Below are 14,771 nucleotides of genomic sequence, written 5' to 3'. Positions count from 1 at the left end.
GGCCTGCGAGATCAACTGAATCCGAATCAACAAACCCGACTCCAAAACCGGGTGGACTCAGTAACGGGGACTAGCCAGTCAGCTGTGGTGAATTTTGTGCTGCTACCGCCGGAGATCAATTCACTGCTGATTTTCACCGGTGCCGGATCGACGCCCATGCTCAACGCGGCGGCAGCGTGGGACGGCCTGGCCGAAGAACTGGGGACGGCGGCATCGTCTTTTCAGGCGGTCACGACGGGGTTGGCGAGTCAAGCATGGCAAGGTTCCGCAGCCCAGGCGATGGCGGCGGCGGCCACTCCATACTCGGGCTGGTTGAGCGCGTCAGCCGAGCGGGCGGCGGGAGCGGCGGCACAAGCGAGGGCGGCGGCGAGCGCGTTCGAGACCACACGGGCGGCCATCGTGCATCCGATTTTGGTTGAGGTGAACCGCAATTCGTTCGTCAAGATGGTGATGTCGAACTGGTTCGGACTGCATACTCCCGCGATTTTCGCGCTCGAAAGCGAATACGAGCAGATGTGGGCCAAGGACGTAGCTGCGCTGTTCGGCTACCACGCCGAGGCGTCGGCCGCCGCCGCGCAGTTGCTGCCCGCGGCGAGTAATCAGGAACTGCTCGCGAACCTGGGCATCGGCAACAACGGCACCATCAACGCGGGTAGCGGGAACCTCGGCAATCAAAACGTCGGCAATGGCAACCACGGCAACAACAACATCGGGGCCGGAAACAACGGCAACACAAACGTGGGTGGCGGAAACGTCGGCAACAACAACATCGGCTTTGGAAACAACGGTGGCATCTCCGGGATTGCCAAACCCGGAGATGCCAACGTGGGCCTGGGCAATGCCGGCAACGGCAACAGAGGTATGGGCAACTCCGGCGACAACAACATCGGGCTTGGCAACAGCGGCATTGGCAACCAGGGCGGTGGCAACACCGGTAACTTCAACACCGGCGCCGGCAACAACGGCAACGGCAACATCGGGTTCGGGAACACCGGCAACAACAACTTCGGGATCGGGCTCACCGGTAACAACCAGATGGGCATCAACCTGGCCGGGCTGCTGAACTCCGGCAACGGCAACATCGGGTTGTTCAATTCGGGCAACAACAACATCGGCTTCTTTCAACTCCGGCGACGGCAACATCGGCATCTTCAATTCGGGCAGCCACCTCAGCTCACTTTCCAACCCGCACAACAACATCGGCATTGGCAACTCGGGTCTTGCCAATTTCGGTCTCGGAAACACCAGTTCGCTCAACACCGGGATCGGGAATGCGGGCGGGGCTAACACCGGCTTCGGAAACGGTGGTGTCTACAACACTGGGTTGGGCAACGGGGGCGCGGCCAACACCGGGTTCTTGAACGCGGGCGACTTCAATACGGGTGCCGGCAATGCCGGCAACACCAACACCGGCTTCTGGAACTCAGGCAACGTGAACAACGGTGCCGGTTACATCACCAACAGTGGTCTAACCAACTCGGGCATCAACAATGTGGGGACCGAACTCTCCGGTATCGGGAACTCCGGTTCCCAAATCTCGGGCTTCTTGAACACTGCCAAAGGCGGCCTCGCCAACCTGGCTATGTCTGGCTTCTCGAACTTAGCTGCCGGTGGCTCGAGTATTAATGGCGGTGTCTCGGGATATGTCAATACGCCCGTGACAGTTGCCATATCGGGTCAGCCAGCCGGCGTCATAGCCGGTCTCACCTCCGGTGTGCTCAACTTCACCACCGGTGTCGCGGGCTTGTTCAACCTGGGCCGCCTATAAGAGACTAAACAGTCGTAAATTGACAGCATCGCAATTAATGCCGACCCCTTCCGCGTCCGTCCTAATTACGACGCATTTCGGCGAAGCCAACACTGCACGTGGCCATGGTCGTAACATTTGAGACGACCGATCGCGTCGGGGGCAACATGGGCACCGCTCTGTCGGGCCTGTTCAACATCGGCCTGTTGCTGCGGTCCTAACCGATCTACGGGTGCTGGCTGGATACCGAAATCACTTCGCCCGTCAGATAACTCGAGTAGTCACTGGCCAGGAAGGCAATCGTCGCCGCCACCTCCCACGGCTCGGCGGCGCGGCCGAACGCTTCGCGCTCCGACAGCCGGTCCAACAGCTCGGCCGACGTTGTCTTGTCCAGGAACTTGTGCCGGGCGATGCTGGGCGACACCGCATTGATCCGCACCCCGTACTCGGCGGCTTCGATTGCGCTGCAACGCGTCAACGCCATCACGCCCGCTTTCGCGGCGGCATAGTGCGATTGCGAGTGCTGCGCCCGCCAGCCCAAAACGCTTGCGTTGTTGACGATCACACCGCCGTGGGGAGCCTCGCGGAAGTACCGCAGGGCGGCCCGGGTGGCCCTGAACACCGACGTCAGCGAGACATCGAGCACTCGGTCCCACTCCTCGTCGGTCATGTCGGCGACCGGCGTCTGCCCACCCAACCCGGCGTTGTTGACCAGAACGTCCAGGCGACCCAACCGCGCGGTGGTCGAGGCGATCAAGGCGTCAATCTGTGCGGTGGAGGTCACGTCACACACCACGCTCTCCACCCGGCCCAGACCCAGCGAGGACAGTTCGGCCGCCGTCTCCCCCAGACGACGTTCGTGGTGGTCGGAGACCATCACGTCGGCGCCCTCGAGCAGCGCGCGGCGCGCGGTCGCCGAGCCGATTCCAGTGCCCGCGGCCGCCGTCACGACGACGACCTTGCCTTCCAGAAGTCCGTGTCCGGCAATCTCTTTCGGCGCTTCGGACAGACTCACCCCTTTACCTCCCTGGGCAGGCCGAGCACCCGCTCGGCGATGATGTTGCGCTGAATCTCGTTGGAGCCGCCGTAGATGGTGTCGGCGCGGGTGAACAGGTACAGCCGCTGCCACTCGTCGAACTCGCCGTCGGTCAACGTCAGCCCCGCCTTACCGACGACATCCATCGCGAGCTCGCCCAGGTCGCGATGCCAGTTGGCCCACAACAACTTTGACACGTTGTCCTGACCTGGCTGCTCGACATCCATGGTGGCCAGCGCATAGCTACGCATCGCCCGCAGCCCGGTCCAGGCGCGGGTCAGCCGCTCCCGGATGAGCGGGTCGTCGGCGGCGCCGGTGCGCCGTGCCAGCTGGGCCAGGTTGGAAAGCTCACGCGCATAGACGATCTGCTGGCCGAGGGTCGAGACGCCACGCTCGAAGGTCAGGGTGCCCATCGCCACCCGCCAACCGTCGCCCGGCTGGCCGACGACCAGGTCGGCGTCGGTGCGGGCGTCGTCGAAGAAGACCTCGTTGAACTCGGCGGTACCGGTGATCTGCACGATGGGGCGAACCTCCACCCCCGGTTGGTCCAGGGGAACCAGCAGATACGACAGGCCGGCGTGCCGCTTCGACCCCTTCTCGGTGCGCGCCACCACAAAGCACCACTGCGACAGGTGGGCCAGCGATGTCCACACCTTCTGGCCGTTGATCACCCACTGGTCGCCGTCGAGTTCGGCGGTTGTCGACACGTTCGCCAGGTCGCTGCCGGCACCGGGTTCGGAATATCCCTGGCACCACAGTTCGGTGACATCGAGGATGCGCGGCAGGAACCGCTGCTTTTGTTTCTCCGTGCCGAACGCGATCAGCGTCGGTCCCAGTAACTCCTCGCCGAAGTGGTTGACCTTGTCCGGAGCGTCGGCAAGGGCGTACTCCTCGTAGAACGCCACCCGGTGTGCGACGGACAATCCGCGGCCGCCGTATTCGACCGGCCACCCCAGACACGTCAGCCCCGCCGCGGCAAGGTGCTGGTTCCACGCCCGACGTTCCTCGAACGCCTCGTGCTCGCGCCCGGGGCCACCAAGACCCTTGAGAGCTGCGAATTCGCCGACCAGATTGTCGGCGAGCCAGTGGCGGACCTCCGCCCGGAACTCCTCGACGTCCTGCATGTCTTGTAGGCTAACCTACCAAGCACTTGCTTTGTTAGGAGCATCTGGCCTAGGAGTATCCGTGACTACCGATCCGCGCACCGTTCCCGCGGCGTTGGATCGTCTCGTCCAGCAACTCCCCGAGCACGCCGCGCTGATCACCGACGACCGCAGCTTCACCTCGACCGCCCTGCGTGACGAGGTTCACCGGGCCGCGGCTGCGCTGATAGCGCTGGGTGTCCAACCGCACGACCGAGTGGCCATCTGGTCGCCGAACACCTGGCACTGGGTGGTGGCCTGCCTGGCCATTCACCACGCGGGCGCCACCATGGTGCCGCTGAACACGCGCTACACCGCCTCAGAGGCTTCCGACATCCTGGCCCGCACCGCGGCGCCGGTGCTGTTCGCGGCGGGGCGGTTCCTGGGCAACGATCGCGCCGCCGACCTGGACCGCTCCGCGTTACCGGCCTTGCGCGACATCGTGCGCATCCCGATCGAAGCCGACGATCCTGTCTCAGGGACGTGGGCCGACTTCATCTCGCGCGGCACCGACCTCAGCGCCGTTCGCGCCCGCGCGGCCGCCGTCTCCCCCGACGACATCAGCGACATCCTGTTCACATCAGGCACGACGGGCCGCAGCAAGGGCGTGCTGTGTGCACACCGCCAGTCACTGGCGGCTTCGGCCGCGTGGGCCGCCAACGGCAAGATCACCAGCGACGACCGCTACCTGTGCATCAATCCGTTCTTCCACAACTTCGGCTACAAGGCCGGCATCCTGGCGTGCCTGCAGACCGGAGCGACGCTGATCCCGCACGTCACGTTCGACCCGTTGCGCACGTTGCAGGCGATCGAGCAACACCGCATCACCGTGCTGCCCGGCCCCCCGACCATCTACCAGACCCTGCTGGACCACCCGGCCCGCGGCGACTACGACCTGAGCTCGCTGCGGTTCGCCGTAACGGGTGCAGCAACCGTGCCGGTGGTGCTGGTGGAACGCATGCAGTCCGAACTCGACATCGACATCGTGCTGACCGCCTACGGCCTGACCGAGGCCAACGGAATGGGAACGGCATGTCGCCCCGAGGACGACGCGGTGACGGTCGCGACCACCTGCGGGCGCCCGTTCGCCGACTTCGAACTGCGCATCGATGAAACGGGCGAAGTCCTGTTGCGCGGGCCCAATGTCATGCTGGGCTACCTCGACGATCCCGACGCCACCGCTGCCGCAATCGATTCCGACGGCTGGCTGCACACCGGAGACATCGGAACCGTCGACGACCGCGGCAACCTGCGCATCACCGACCGACTCAAGGACATGTACATCTGCGGTGGCTTCAACGTCTATCCCGCCGAGGTCGAGCAGGTGCTGGCCCGGATGGAGGGTGTGGCGGACGCGGCGGTGATCGGGGTGCCAGACCAGCGGCTCGGCGAAGTGGGCCGCGCTTTCGTGGTGCCCAAGCCCGGCGCAGAACTGAATGAAGAATCGGTGATCGCTTACACCCGTGAGCATTTGGCGAACTTCAAGGCACCCCGCTCGGTGCGGTTCGTCGACGCATTGCCCCGTAACGCCGGCGGCAAGGTGGTCAAACCACAACTGCGAGAGTTGGTCTGATGGATCTAGCATTCGACGAAGAGACGCTGGCCTTTCAGGCCGAAGTGCGGGAGTTCCTTGCGGCAAACCGTGACTCGATTCCGACGAAGTCGTATGACAACGCAGAAGGCTTTGCCCAGCACAGGATCTGGGACCGGGTGCTGTACGACGGCGGCCTGTCGGTGATCAACTGGCCGAAGAAGTACGGCGGTCGCGACGCTCCGCTGCTGCACTGGGTGGTGTACGAGGAAGAGTATTTTCGTGCCGGCGCTCCGGGCCGGGCCAGTGCGAACGGCACCTCCATGCTGGCGCCAACGCTGTTCGCACACGGCACCGAAGAGCAACGTGACCGGATTCTGCCGAAAATGGCCAGCGGGGAGCAAATCTGGGCCCAGGCGTGGTCGGAGCCGGAGTCCGGCAGCGACTTGGCTTCGCTGCGATCCACCGCCACCAAGACCGACGGCGGTTGGCTGCTCAACGGTCAGAAGATCTGGAGTTCGCGGGCGCCGTTCGCCGAGATGGCCTTTGGGTTGTTCCGGTCCGACCCGCAATCCCAGCGCCACCAAGGTTTGACGTATTTCATGTTCGACCTCAAAGCCAAGGGCGTCACCGTCCGGCCGATCGTCCAATTGGGCGGTGACACCGGCTTCGGCGAGATCTTCCTTGACGACGTCTTCGTGCCCGACGAGGACGTCATCGGCAGCCCGAACGACGGTTGGCGTGCCGCGATGAGCACCTCAAGCAACGAGCGGGGCATGTCGCTACGCAGCCCGGCCCGCTTCCTGGCGGCAGCCGAGCGGCTGGTGCAACTGTGGAAAGACAGCGGCTCACCACCGGAATTCGCCGACCGGGTTGCCGACGCCTGGATCAAGGCGCAGGCCTACCGGTTGCAAACTTTCGGCACGGTGACCCGACTGGCCGCCGGCGGGGAGTTGGGCGCCGAATCGTCGGTCACCAAGGTGTTCTGGTCCGAGCTCGACGTCGAGTTGCATCAGACCGCACTCGACATCCGCGGCGCCCACGGCGAACTGGCCGGCCCGTGGACCGAAGGCCTGCTGTTCGCGCTGGGCGGCCCGATCTACGCCGGCACCAACGAGATTCAGCGCAACATCATTTCGGAACGCTTGTTGGGTCTGCCCCGCGAACCAAAAGGGGAGAAGCGGTAATGGACTTTGCCTTGGATGAACAGCAGCGCGACTTCGCGGCCAGCATCGACGCAGCGCTGGGCGCCGCGGATCTGCCCGCCGCGGTGCGCGCGTGGTCAGCGGGTGACTTCGCACCCGGTCGCAAGGTGTGGGAGCAACTGGCCAATCTCGGCGTCACCGCATTGATCGTGCCGGAGAAGTTTGACGGCCTCGATGCTCATCCCGTCGATCTGGTGGTTGCACTCGAAAGACTCGGCCATTGGTGCGTTCCAGGACCGGTTACCGAATCCATCGCCGTCGCACCGATCTTGCTGGCCGACGACGACCGCAGCGCCGGCCTTGCTGCCGGTGAACTGATCGCGACCGTGGCACAACCACCGCAGGTGCCCTATGCCGTTGACGCCGACACGGCCGGGCTGGTGCTGGTGGTTGACGGTGGCCCCGATGCCGGTGAAGTCAGCGAAGCGGCTGTCGGCGATAAGCATGAATCCGTCGATCCCAGCCGCCACCTCTACGAAGTTGCGGCCACCGGTGCGTCTTGGCAGGCGGACAGCAAGCGCGCGTACGAGTTCGGCGCGTTAGCTACCGCCGCACAGCTGGTCGGAGCCGCCGAGGCGCTGTTGACCGCGGGCGTCGAGTACGCCAAGCAGCGGTCCCAGTTCGGCCGGGTGATCGGGTCGTATCAGGCGATCAAACACAAACTGGCCGACGTACACATCGCCGTCGAATTGGCCCGGCCGCTGGTCTACGGCGCGGCGCTGACGTTGGAACCGCGGGATGTGAGTGCCGCGAAGGTGGCCGCGGGCGAGGCGGCCCTGCTGGCCGCACGATCGTCGTTGCAGACGCACGGCGCCATCGGGTTCACTCAAGAACACGACCTGTCGTTGTTGCTGCTGCGAGTGCAGGCCTTACGGTCGGCCTGGGGTACGCCCGAACAGCATCGGCGACGAGTTCTGGAGGCAGTGTGAGTCGCGCCGGCGACGATGCAGAGCGCAGCGATGAAGAGGAGCGGCGCCAATGAGTGAAGAACGGGAGCTGCTGCGGGAAACCGTGGCCGCGTTGGTCACCAAGCACGCCAATCCCGCCGCGGTGCGCGCCGCAATCGAGTCCGACCGCGGCTACGACGAGTCGCTGTGGAAGTTGTTGTGCGAGCAGGTCGGCGCCGCGGCTCTGGTGATACCGGAGGAACTGGGCGGAGCCGGTGGTGAATTGGCCGATGCGGCAACAGTCTTACAGGAACTCGGCCGGGGACTCGTGCCATCGCCCCTGCTGGGCACCACCCTCGCCGAGCTCGCTCTGCTGTCCGCGGACGAGCCCGACGCCGAGACCTTGGAAGCGCTGGCCTCGGGAGAATCGATCGGCGCGTTGGTGCTCGACCCCGACCATGTGGTCAACGGCGACATCGCCGACGTCGTCGTCGCCGCCTCGGGCGGCAAGCTGAGCCGGTGGACGCGGTTCAGCGCGGAGCCCGTCGTCACCATGGACCCGACCCGCCGGTTGGCGAAGGTCCAAGCTGAAGAATCCGCCGACCTGGGGGCGGACCCAGGAATCGCGGACACCGCGGCGATTCTGCTTGCGGCCGAGCAGATCGGCGCCGCGGAACGCTGCCTCGAACTCACCGTGGAATACACCAAGAGCCGAGTGCAATTCGGACGGCCGATCGGCAGTTTTCAGGCGCTCAAGCACCGGATGGCCGACCTCTACGTCAAAGTCGCCGCGGCCAAGGCGGTCGTCGACGAAGCGTGCAACGACCCCACCCCCACCAACGCCGCTACCGCGCGGCTGGCCGCCAGCGAGACATTGAGCACGGTAACGGCCGAAGGCATTCAGCTGCACGGTGGCATCGCCATTACGTGGGAACACGACATGCACCTGTATTTCAAACGCGCACACGGCAGTACACATCTCTTGGAGACGCCGCGCGAGCTGCTGCGCCGGCTCGAAGCAGAAGTCTTGCCGGGAGCGCCGTGACCGATCACGTCTCGCTGCGGGCCGGCATCCCTCCGTTCTACGTGATGGATGTCTGGCTGGCGGCAGCGGAACGCCAGCGCACCCACGGCGATCTGATCAACCTGTCGGCGGGGCAGCCGAGTGTCGGCGCCCCCGAACCGGTGCGGGCCGCCGCCGCCTCCGCCCTGCATCTCAATCAGCTGGGTTACACCGTGGCGCTGGGCATTCCGGAACTTCGCGGCGCCATCGCGGCCGATTACCAACGCAAACACGGCATCGACGTCGACCTCGACGCGGTGGTGGTCACCACGGGTTCCTCCGGCGGATTCCTGCTCGCCTTCCTGGCCTGCTTCGACGTCGGCGACCGGGTGGCAATGGCCAGCCCCGGCTACCCCTGCTACCGAAACATCTTGTCGGCCCTCGGATGTGAGGTGGTGGAGATCGCGTGTGGCCCGGAGACCCGGTTTCAGCCCACCGCCCAGATGCTCGCCGAAATCGACCCGCCGGTACAGGGGGTTATCGTTGCCAGCCCGGCCAATCCGACGGGAACGGTCATACCGCCCGAGGAGCTGGCGGCGATCGCATCGTGGTGTGACGAGACCGGGGCGCGGCTGATCAGCGACGAGGTCTATCACGGGCTGGTCTACGAAGGCGCACCGCCGACCAGCTGCGCCTGGGAGACATCTCGAAATGCCGTGATAGTCAACAGCTTCTCCAAGTACTACGCGATGACCGGCTGGCGGTTGGGATGGCTGCTGGTACCCACCGAGCTCCGCCGGGCGGTCGACTGCCTTACCGGCAACTTCACCATCTGCCCGCCGGTGTTGTCGCAGATCGCCGCGGTGTCTGCCTTCACTCCGGAGGCAACAGCCGAAGCCGACGGCCACCTTGCGCACTACTCGGTCAATCGGTCACTGTTGCTCGACGGATTGCGCGGCATAGGCCTGGACAGGCTGGCACCCACCGACGGAGCGTTCTACGTCTACGCCGACGTCGGCGACTTCACCAGTGACTCACTGAGTTTCTGCTCGAAGCTGCTGACCGACACCGGGGTTGCGATCGCACCCGGCATCGACTTCGACCCCGCGCGCGGCGGCTCCTTCGTCCGCCTGTCATTCGCCGGACCTACCAGCGACATCGAAGAGGCCTTGCGCCGAATCGGTCCCTGGTTGTCGACTCAGTAGCTGATCCACGCGGGCCACGAGCACATCGCGCTCGCCCGCGTCGTCCACGTTGATTCCGAACCGTTCGCTGAGCGTGTCTACCACCGCGGCGGCGTCGTCGAGCAGAACCTTCTCGGATCCACTGGCACGGTGAATGACCAGCTTGCGGCCGGACAGATTAAGCCGCGCATCATCGGTGACCATCGCGGCGGTCAGCCCGGTGACAAAGTGCGATGCCGGACAGGTCGAGACATACCAGCTACCCACCGTCAGATCGATCAGCGGACGCCTCTCGGTGGTGAACTCGTACAGCGACTGCCACTCACCACGGACCTGGGCCTGCAGCACCAGCCCGTCACCGCGGTCCTCGAGTCGATACGGCTCGTGCGTCGTCTGCTGCACGCCGCCGGTTTGTAAGCGGAGCGGAGACGTCGGCGTCTGGCCGCCGAAACCCACGTCCACCAGATATGAGCCGTCCGAGCCCGGGAAAGTCACCCCCAAGACAGTGTGGGTCTGCGCGGGGACCGGTGCATCCGGCGGAAGCATCCAGACCACCCGGCCGGCGAAGCGTCGCACCTGGTAGCCGAGTTCGGCCAGCACGTAACCCATCAGCCCGTTCTGCTCATAGCAGTAACCACCCCGCCGCCGGCTTACCAGCTTGTCGGCCAACGCATTTGGACCCAGGTCGTCAACTGGAACACCCAGCAGCGGATCGAGATTCTCGAACGGAATCGCTCGGGTGTGCGCCGTCACCAAGGCCTGCAATGTCTCAAGCGTCGGCTCGGTGGTCCCGCGGTAGTTGACGCGGTCAAAGTATGCGGTCAGGTCCAATGCCATAAGGCCATTCTGACCCCGACCGTCAGGTTAGAAATCCGGCGGTGGTTGTGCGGCGAATCGTTCCTCGTTGATGTGCCGTTCGGCCATGATGCGTGCATTGCGCTCGGCGGTACGGGTTCGCTTCCGTCGCGGCATCTTGAGCCCGCGTAACGATAGATGTGGCCCGTCGGACTGGTCCACACCACCGTGCCATCGGGTAGCTGGAGATCCAACCAGCCCTCTACCCCGGCATAGAAGGTCTTCAGCAGGTGGTGACAACGACTGGCTAGAGAACATTTCATGATCGCCTCTTAGGCGCCGTGGTCACCCGGAACTGGTGCGCTCATCCACCACGTAGCTTCGCGTCGCGTCTCGATGTATGAAGTTCTCTTCGTCTCGGGAGATTTCATCGCCACCGAGGCTGGTCATCCATCCCCGCAAGCCATCCCTGTCGTTGAAGACGAGTTCGGTCATACAGTCGAACCCAATCTCGTCACCTTCCAGGTTGAAGGTGTCCCCACGCTGCAGGTAGTTGCGTTTGTAGACCACCGGCATGGCCGCCTTGCTCAGCACCAACGGCACGTGGTTGTGCTCGTAGTAGTCCACGAACTCCTCCATCGACAGGCCGGACTTGCGCTTCAAGTATGCGAACACCTTGATCATGTTGAGTCGCTCCCTAGGTGTCGACGACGATATCCGTGGCCAACGCGGTCACCTGAACGTTTCTTCCCGCGAGTCGAATCGCAAAAGAGATCGTGGATCATCGTCGGTTTCTGGACGGCCGGTCCCGCGGCGACTCGAGTTTCGGCGGGCGGTCTTAGCAGATGGTGAAAATGGCTGAGTAGCTTGAGATTACACGTGCGCGTCGGCCCCAACGGGTAAGGGATCGTGTGGATGCTCCCATGCAGCGTCAAGAGCCTCTGGTTGTCGGTTTAGGTCGGCTTGGAGTGCCCGATATAGTTCTCGGACTACAGCTCGTTTGAGACAGCGGATTATTTCCTTTTTCGTTTTGCCTTCTTGGGTTCGGCGTTCGAGGTAGCGCTTGGTGGGTTCGTGCCATCGCAGTCTGTTGACGACGATCAGGTAAATGGCGCTGTTGGCATCGCGGTCTCCGCCGCGGTGCAGGCGGTGGCGGGTGGTGGTTCCAGTGCTTGCTGGGATGGGGGCACACACCACAGAGTCGCGCCAGGGAGGCTTCAGAACCCCGGCAGATATCCGGGGGCTTCGGAGTCACCGTCAATCGTCGCCCGCTCGGCCAGCACATGGATTACCACATTGGTGTCGGTCTTCCGTTGTGCGGCAGCACAATCAGCTGAGCCGCATTTGCAGCTGAGCCCGTCCGCGCCGTCGACCAGCGCCCGGATGGCATCGGCACGCCGCTGCTCCTTGGTCCTTGGGTCGTCGACGGTTTGACCTCGACGAAGCGAACGTCATCACGTTCGGGCGGTACCCGCTCGCCGGCCGGATCAACGTGGACAACCCACATGTCGATGCGTTCGGCAAGCTCGCCGTTGACAGCCGCGTCCACCTCGACACGCGTTTGGCTATGGCCTGATCCAGTTCGGCGAGGATCTTCGGATCCTGCACCAGGTAAACGCGGGAGATCACCGTCGCCACCACTCGAAGACAGACGTCTCCTCGCGCGAAGACCTCCGCGAGCCGTGGCAACCGCTCGCGTAGCGCGATCGCGTAGCGGAGGTGCCCACTGGCCCTGGCTGGAGTGATACGCAGGGCCGCGGCGATCGCGTCGACCACGTCGGCATCCGTCTGCCCTTCGAACATACTTTCGTATTGTACGAATGGTCGGTGACAAGATGGGCCTTGTCGCAGGTGCAAGGCGAACCCCATCGTTTTATCGGCGTCGAATACGGGGATTCCGTAGGCACGGGCCGGGGTACAACCGCATACCCACCAACCTATGGAGCTCACATGAGTACCAGCAATATCGTCTGGATCGTCGTCGCCGGGGCAGCGGTGATCGCGGTCGTCGCCATCATCGTCGTAGCCATGGAGAAGGCAAAGCGTCGCCGCCAACGACGGCAGGCCGAGGAGATTCGCGAGCAGGCCAGAATGCAGACCGCCGAGCTTGAGCGGCGCGAGGCACTGGCCAACGAAACCGCCGCCAAAGCACGTGCCGCTCAGGCCGAGGCAGAGGTCAAGGCCGCGGAAGCCGCCCGACTGCAAGAGCAGGCGGCCGAGCACCAGCACGAGGCGACGACCTCCCGCGAGCAACTCCGCGAGCAATGGGAACGCGCTGACAGCATCGACCCGACCGTGCGAGCGGACAGGCAAGACGACGAAACCGACCCCATCGAGGCTGATCGCGGCGAGGGCTGGAGCGACGAGTCGCGCGCAGTCACGACTCACACAGCCGCTGCCAACACCCGCGCCGAAGGCAATTACCGCGGGACGGCCTAAGATCGGTTACAGAGCATTCCGGGATGGCCCGCCCCCTCAACGGGCCATCCCGGGTTGCAATTATCGGAGTTGTTGCGTGTCAGCCCGGCACTGCTGAGCGATTCGACGCTCACGCTCGTACAACATGCCGTACGTGAAGCCGTTCTCTCCCGAACTCGTTCCCGCCGTCACCGCCAACCGGCGCAGGGCCGCCAGGGCAATCACCGCGTCCTGATGCTCCCCCAGCACATTTTGAATATGCTTGTAGCGCTTTGCAGTTCGCTTCGCACGCTTGTCCAGCGCCCTGCGCAGTTCGGCGGCGTAGCGTGCCCGTTTGGCGGCCTTCCGCGCCCGGTGCAGCAGGTCGTCGTCACCAGATTCGAGCGCCGCGGCCAGCCGACGGTCCGCTTTGCGCTCGGCGCGGCGGGCTCGCTTTCGCAACGCCTTGACTGTGATGTCGTTGCCGGGGATGGGCGGAGCTGCCCGCCACAGACGCAGCACGTCGATGAGCGCGCGATATCGCGCCGACTCCATTTCCTCGCTCACCCGGGTTCGGGCCGGCAGCTCGGCTGCTCGAAGATCCTTGCGGATCCGCGCTTTGACCGGGCCCAGGACCAGTTCGTCGGGAATCTGGTTCAGCGCCTCGCCCAACCGGCGTTGCTGCACATGGCAATCACGCACGTCCCCGAGCAGACCGGCGAACCACTTGAGCTCGTCGTCCATCCCATCGATTGCCGACTTGTCCAAGAGCTTGCCGAATACCCGCAGCGTGCTGCGTAGCCGCCGGATCGACACTCGGGTGTCGTGAATGGGGTCCACGCCGCTGCGCAGACCTTCGTCGCCGCGCTCGATCTGCTCGACCTGGGCGATGATGTAGTCCGCCAGCGCGCGTGTTGCCGGGGACGCGGTCTCGGCGTCGTAGATGTCGTGCGCCAGCGCCACCCGATCCTTGACGTCGGAGGCGGCGCACATGCCACTACGAATTTCCGCGCGGCGCGGCTGCCAAACCTTCTAAGAGGCGGCCGAACGCATCTCTTTCAGGCGGCGCACCCTACCGGCGTGGTGCCGGCGCGGGAGCAGGGGCAGGCGCCGGGGCCGGATTGGGCACCGGCGGGGGCAATTGTTCCGCGTTACCGGCGTTACTGCTCGTCTTCGGTCCGATGTCAGAAACCTGCCAACTGCCGCCGACCTTGTTGACGGTGATCTGCAACAGGATCAGTGATACGCGCGGCTTGGGGTTCTGCAAGTTACGCGTGGTCTGCGCGGCGGACACCACCACCTGGTACACGTCGCCGGGCTGCGCTACGGCGTCGGTAGCAAGGACCTCACCCGACGACGTGACCTGCGCCTGCACCATGACCCCCTTGAGGATGGGGGTGGCGTTGACGTACTTGTCCTTCAGGGATTGGGAGACGCCGTCCTCCACGGACCGGAAGAAAGCGTCTGGGTCTTCGTAGGTGTACGTCAGCGACTTCAACGCATAGTCCTTGGCTAGCTTGGCCGCGGCGGCGCGGTCCGAGTCGGCCTGCTTCAGCGCCGTAACCTCGTGGTTCAGCCGGTCGTACTGGCGGTACCCGAAGTACCCCCCGGCTATCGCCGCCAACAGAAGCAAGGCCGCAACCGCGCGCCACGACAGCGACGGTCGTGCGCGGAGCCTGCGCAGCCGGCTGAGCCGGGACTCGCCCTTGTCGTCGTCGGCGTCTTCCTCGTCGGCGTCTTTCGCGTCGGCCGCCTCGACTTCTGCAGTGGCTTCTTCGGGAGCCTCTACTTCCTTGGTGACGCTCTCTTCGGTCTCACTGATCGTGTCGGCACTCATGCTCGAT

General features: G+C 64.6%; 14 protein-coding genes and 3 pseudogenes. 7 read left to right on the top strand and 10 right to left on the bottom strand.

All coding sequences use genetic code 11. The features are described from left to right. Positions 1 to 84: 84 nt before the first annotated feature. Positions 85 to 1,768 (top strand): annotated as a pseudogene (locus tag BST27_RS12405) (PPE family protein). Positions 1,769 to 1,973: 205 nt separating this feature from the next. Here the strand turns inward: BST27_RS12405 and ipdF are convergent. Together ipdF and ipdE1 are read right to left on the bottom strand one after the other, a co-directional pair. Then, positions 1,974 to 2,762 carry a (5R,7aS)-5-hydroxy-7a-methyl-1-oxo-2,3,5,6,7,7a-hexahydro-1H-indene-carboxyl-CoA reductase gene (gene ipdF, locus BST27_RS12400; protein ID WP_069419487.1) on the bottom strand — a complete coding sequence of 263 codons (789 nt, stop codon included), beginning with the start codon at positions 2,760 to 2,762 and terminating at the stop codon, positions 1,974 to 1,976. Next, positions 2,759 to 3,907, bottom strand: a complete 1,149-nt coding sequence (ipdE1, locus tag BST27_RS12395; RefSeq protein ID WP_069419486.1) for an acyl-CoA dehydrogenase IpdE1 — start codon at positions 3,905 to 3,907, stop codon at positions 2,759 to 2,761. Before ipdE1 ends, ipdF begins: the two co-directional genes overlap by 4 nt. Positions 3,908 to 3,968: 61 nt before the next feature. Here ipdE1 and fadD3 point away from each other — a divergent pair, with 61 nt between their 5' ends. From fadD3 to BST27_RS12370, 5 genes are read left to right on the top strand one after another with little or no spacing between them, the layout of a single operon-like run. Beyond that, positions 3,969 to 5,498, top strand: coding sequence for a 3-((3aS,4S,7aS)-7a-methyl-1,5-dioxo-octahydro-1H-inden-4-yl)propanoate--CoA ligase FadD3 (gene fadD3 / locus BST27_RS12390; RefSeq protein ID WP_069419485.1), 1,530 nt, complete (start codon positions 3,969 to 3,971; stop codon positions 5,496 to 5,498). Continuing rightward, positions 5,498 to 6,643 (top strand): acyl-CoA dehydrogenase family protein, encoded by a 1,146-nt coding sequence (locus tag BST27_RS12385; protein ID WP_069419484.1) that lies wholly within the window; start codon positions 5,498 to 5,500, stop codon positions 6,641 to 6,643. Before fadD3 ends, BST27_RS12385 begins: the two co-directional genes overlap by 1 nt. Then, the gene (locus BST27_RS12380) at positions 6,643 to 7,590 is read left to right on the top strand and encodes an acyl-CoA dehydrogenase family protein (protein WP_069419483.1); all 948 of its coding nucleotides are present in this window, start codon (positions 6,643 to 6,645) and stop codon (positions 7,588 to 7,590) included. The genes BST27_RS12385 and BST27_RS12380 overlap by 1 nt, the downstream gene beginning before the upstream one ends. A gap of 49 nt (positions 7,591 to 7,639) precedes the next feature. Continuing rightward, positions 7,640 to 8,593 carry an acyl-CoA dehydrogenase IpdE2 gene (ipdE2, locus tag BST27_RS12375; RefSeq protein WP_069419482.1) on the top strand — a complete coding sequence of 318 codons (954 nt, stop codon included), beginning with the start codon at positions 7,640 to 7,642 and terminating at the stop codon, positions 8,591 to 8,593. Continuing rightward, positions 8,590 to 9,756, top strand: coding sequence for a pyridoxal phosphate-dependent aminotransferase (locus BST27_RS12370; RefSeq protein ID WP_069419481.1), 1,167 nt, complete (start codon positions 8,590 to 8,592; stop codon positions 9,754 to 9,756). The genes ipdE2 and BST27_RS12370 overlap by 4 nt, the downstream gene beginning before the upstream one ends. Here BST27_RS12370 and BST27_RS12365 read toward each other — a convergent pair. From BST27_RS12365 to BST27_RS12340, 6 genes and pseudogenes are all read right to left on the bottom strand, one after another. Then, positions 9,685 to 10,572, bottom strand: a complete 888-nt coding sequence (locus tag BST27_RS12365; protein ID WP_069419480.1) for an arylamine N-acetyltransferase family protein — start codon at positions 10,570 to 10,572, stop codon at positions 9,685 to 9,687. The two genes, BST27_RS12370 and BST27_RS12365, sit on opposite strands and share 72 nt — an antisense overlap. Positions 10,573 to 10,599: 27 nt before the next feature. Beyond that, positions 10,600 to 10,841: pseudogene (locus tag BST27_RS12360) on the bottom strand (HNH endonuclease); the annotation flags it as partial. A gap of 34 nt (positions 10,842 to 10,875) precedes the next feature. Next, the gene (locus tag BST27_RS12355; RefSeq protein ID WP_069419479.1) at positions 10,876 to 11,214 is read right to left on the bottom strand and encodes an EthD domain-containing protein; all 339 of its coding nucleotides are present in this window, start codon (positions 11,212 to 11,214) and stop codon (positions 10,876 to 10,878) included. 189 nt (positions 11,215 to 11,403) lie between these two features. After that, positions 11,404 to 11,752, bottom strand: a pseudogene (locus BST27_RS35045) (transposase); the annotation flags it as partial. Further along, positions 11,748 to 11,906, bottom strand: a complete 159-nt coding sequence (locus BST27_RS12345) for a DUF222 domain-containing protein (RefSeq protein WP_232007289.1) — start codon at positions 11,904 to 11,906, stop codon at positions 11,748 to 11,750. The gene BST27_RS12345 and the pseudogene BST27_RS35045, both read right to left, overlap by 5 nt. Then, positions 11,860 to 12,333: a DUF222 domain-containing protein gene (locus BST27_RS12340; protein WP_170062305.1), complete on the bottom strand. Its 474-nt coding sequence runs from the start codon at positions 12,331 to 12,333 to the stop codon at positions 11,860 to 11,862. Before BST27_RS12340 ends, BST27_RS12345 begins: the two co-directional genes overlap by 47 nt. A 147-nt stretch (positions 12,334 to 12,480) precedes the next feature. On the opposite strand from BST27_RS12340, the gene BST27_RS12335 reads away from it, so the two are divergent. Continuing rightward, positions 12,481 to 12,969, top strand: coding sequence for a hypothetical protein (locus BST27_RS12335; protein WP_069419478.1), 489 nt, complete (start codon positions 12,481 to 12,483; stop codon positions 12,967 to 12,969). Between the two features lie 60 nt (positions 12,970 to 13,029). Here BST27_RS12335 and BST27_RS12330 read toward each other — a convergent pair whose 3' ends face one another. After that, positions 13,030 to 13,920: a CHAD domain-containing protein gene (locus BST27_RS12330; protein ID WP_069419477.1), complete on the bottom strand. Its 891-nt coding sequence runs from the start codon at positions 13,918 to 13,920 to the stop codon at positions 13,030 to 13,032. Between the two features lie 79 nt (positions 13,921 to 13,999). Continuing rightward, the gene (locus BST27_RS12325; protein WP_069419476.1) at positions 14,000 to 14,764 is read right to left on the bottom strand and encodes a hypothetical protein; all 765 of its coding nucleotides are present in this window, start codon (positions 14,762 to 14,764) and stop codon (positions 14,000 to 14,002) included. Between the last annotated feature and the right edge of the window lie 7 nt (positions 14,765 to 14,771).

The organism is Mycobacterium intermedium (genome assembly GCF_002086275.1).
Lineage (GTDB): Bacteria > Actinomycetota > Actinomycetes > Mycobacteriales > Mycobacteriaceae > Mycobacterium > Mycobacterium intermedium.
This window is presented reverse-complemented; position numbering and strand designations above follow the sequence as displayed.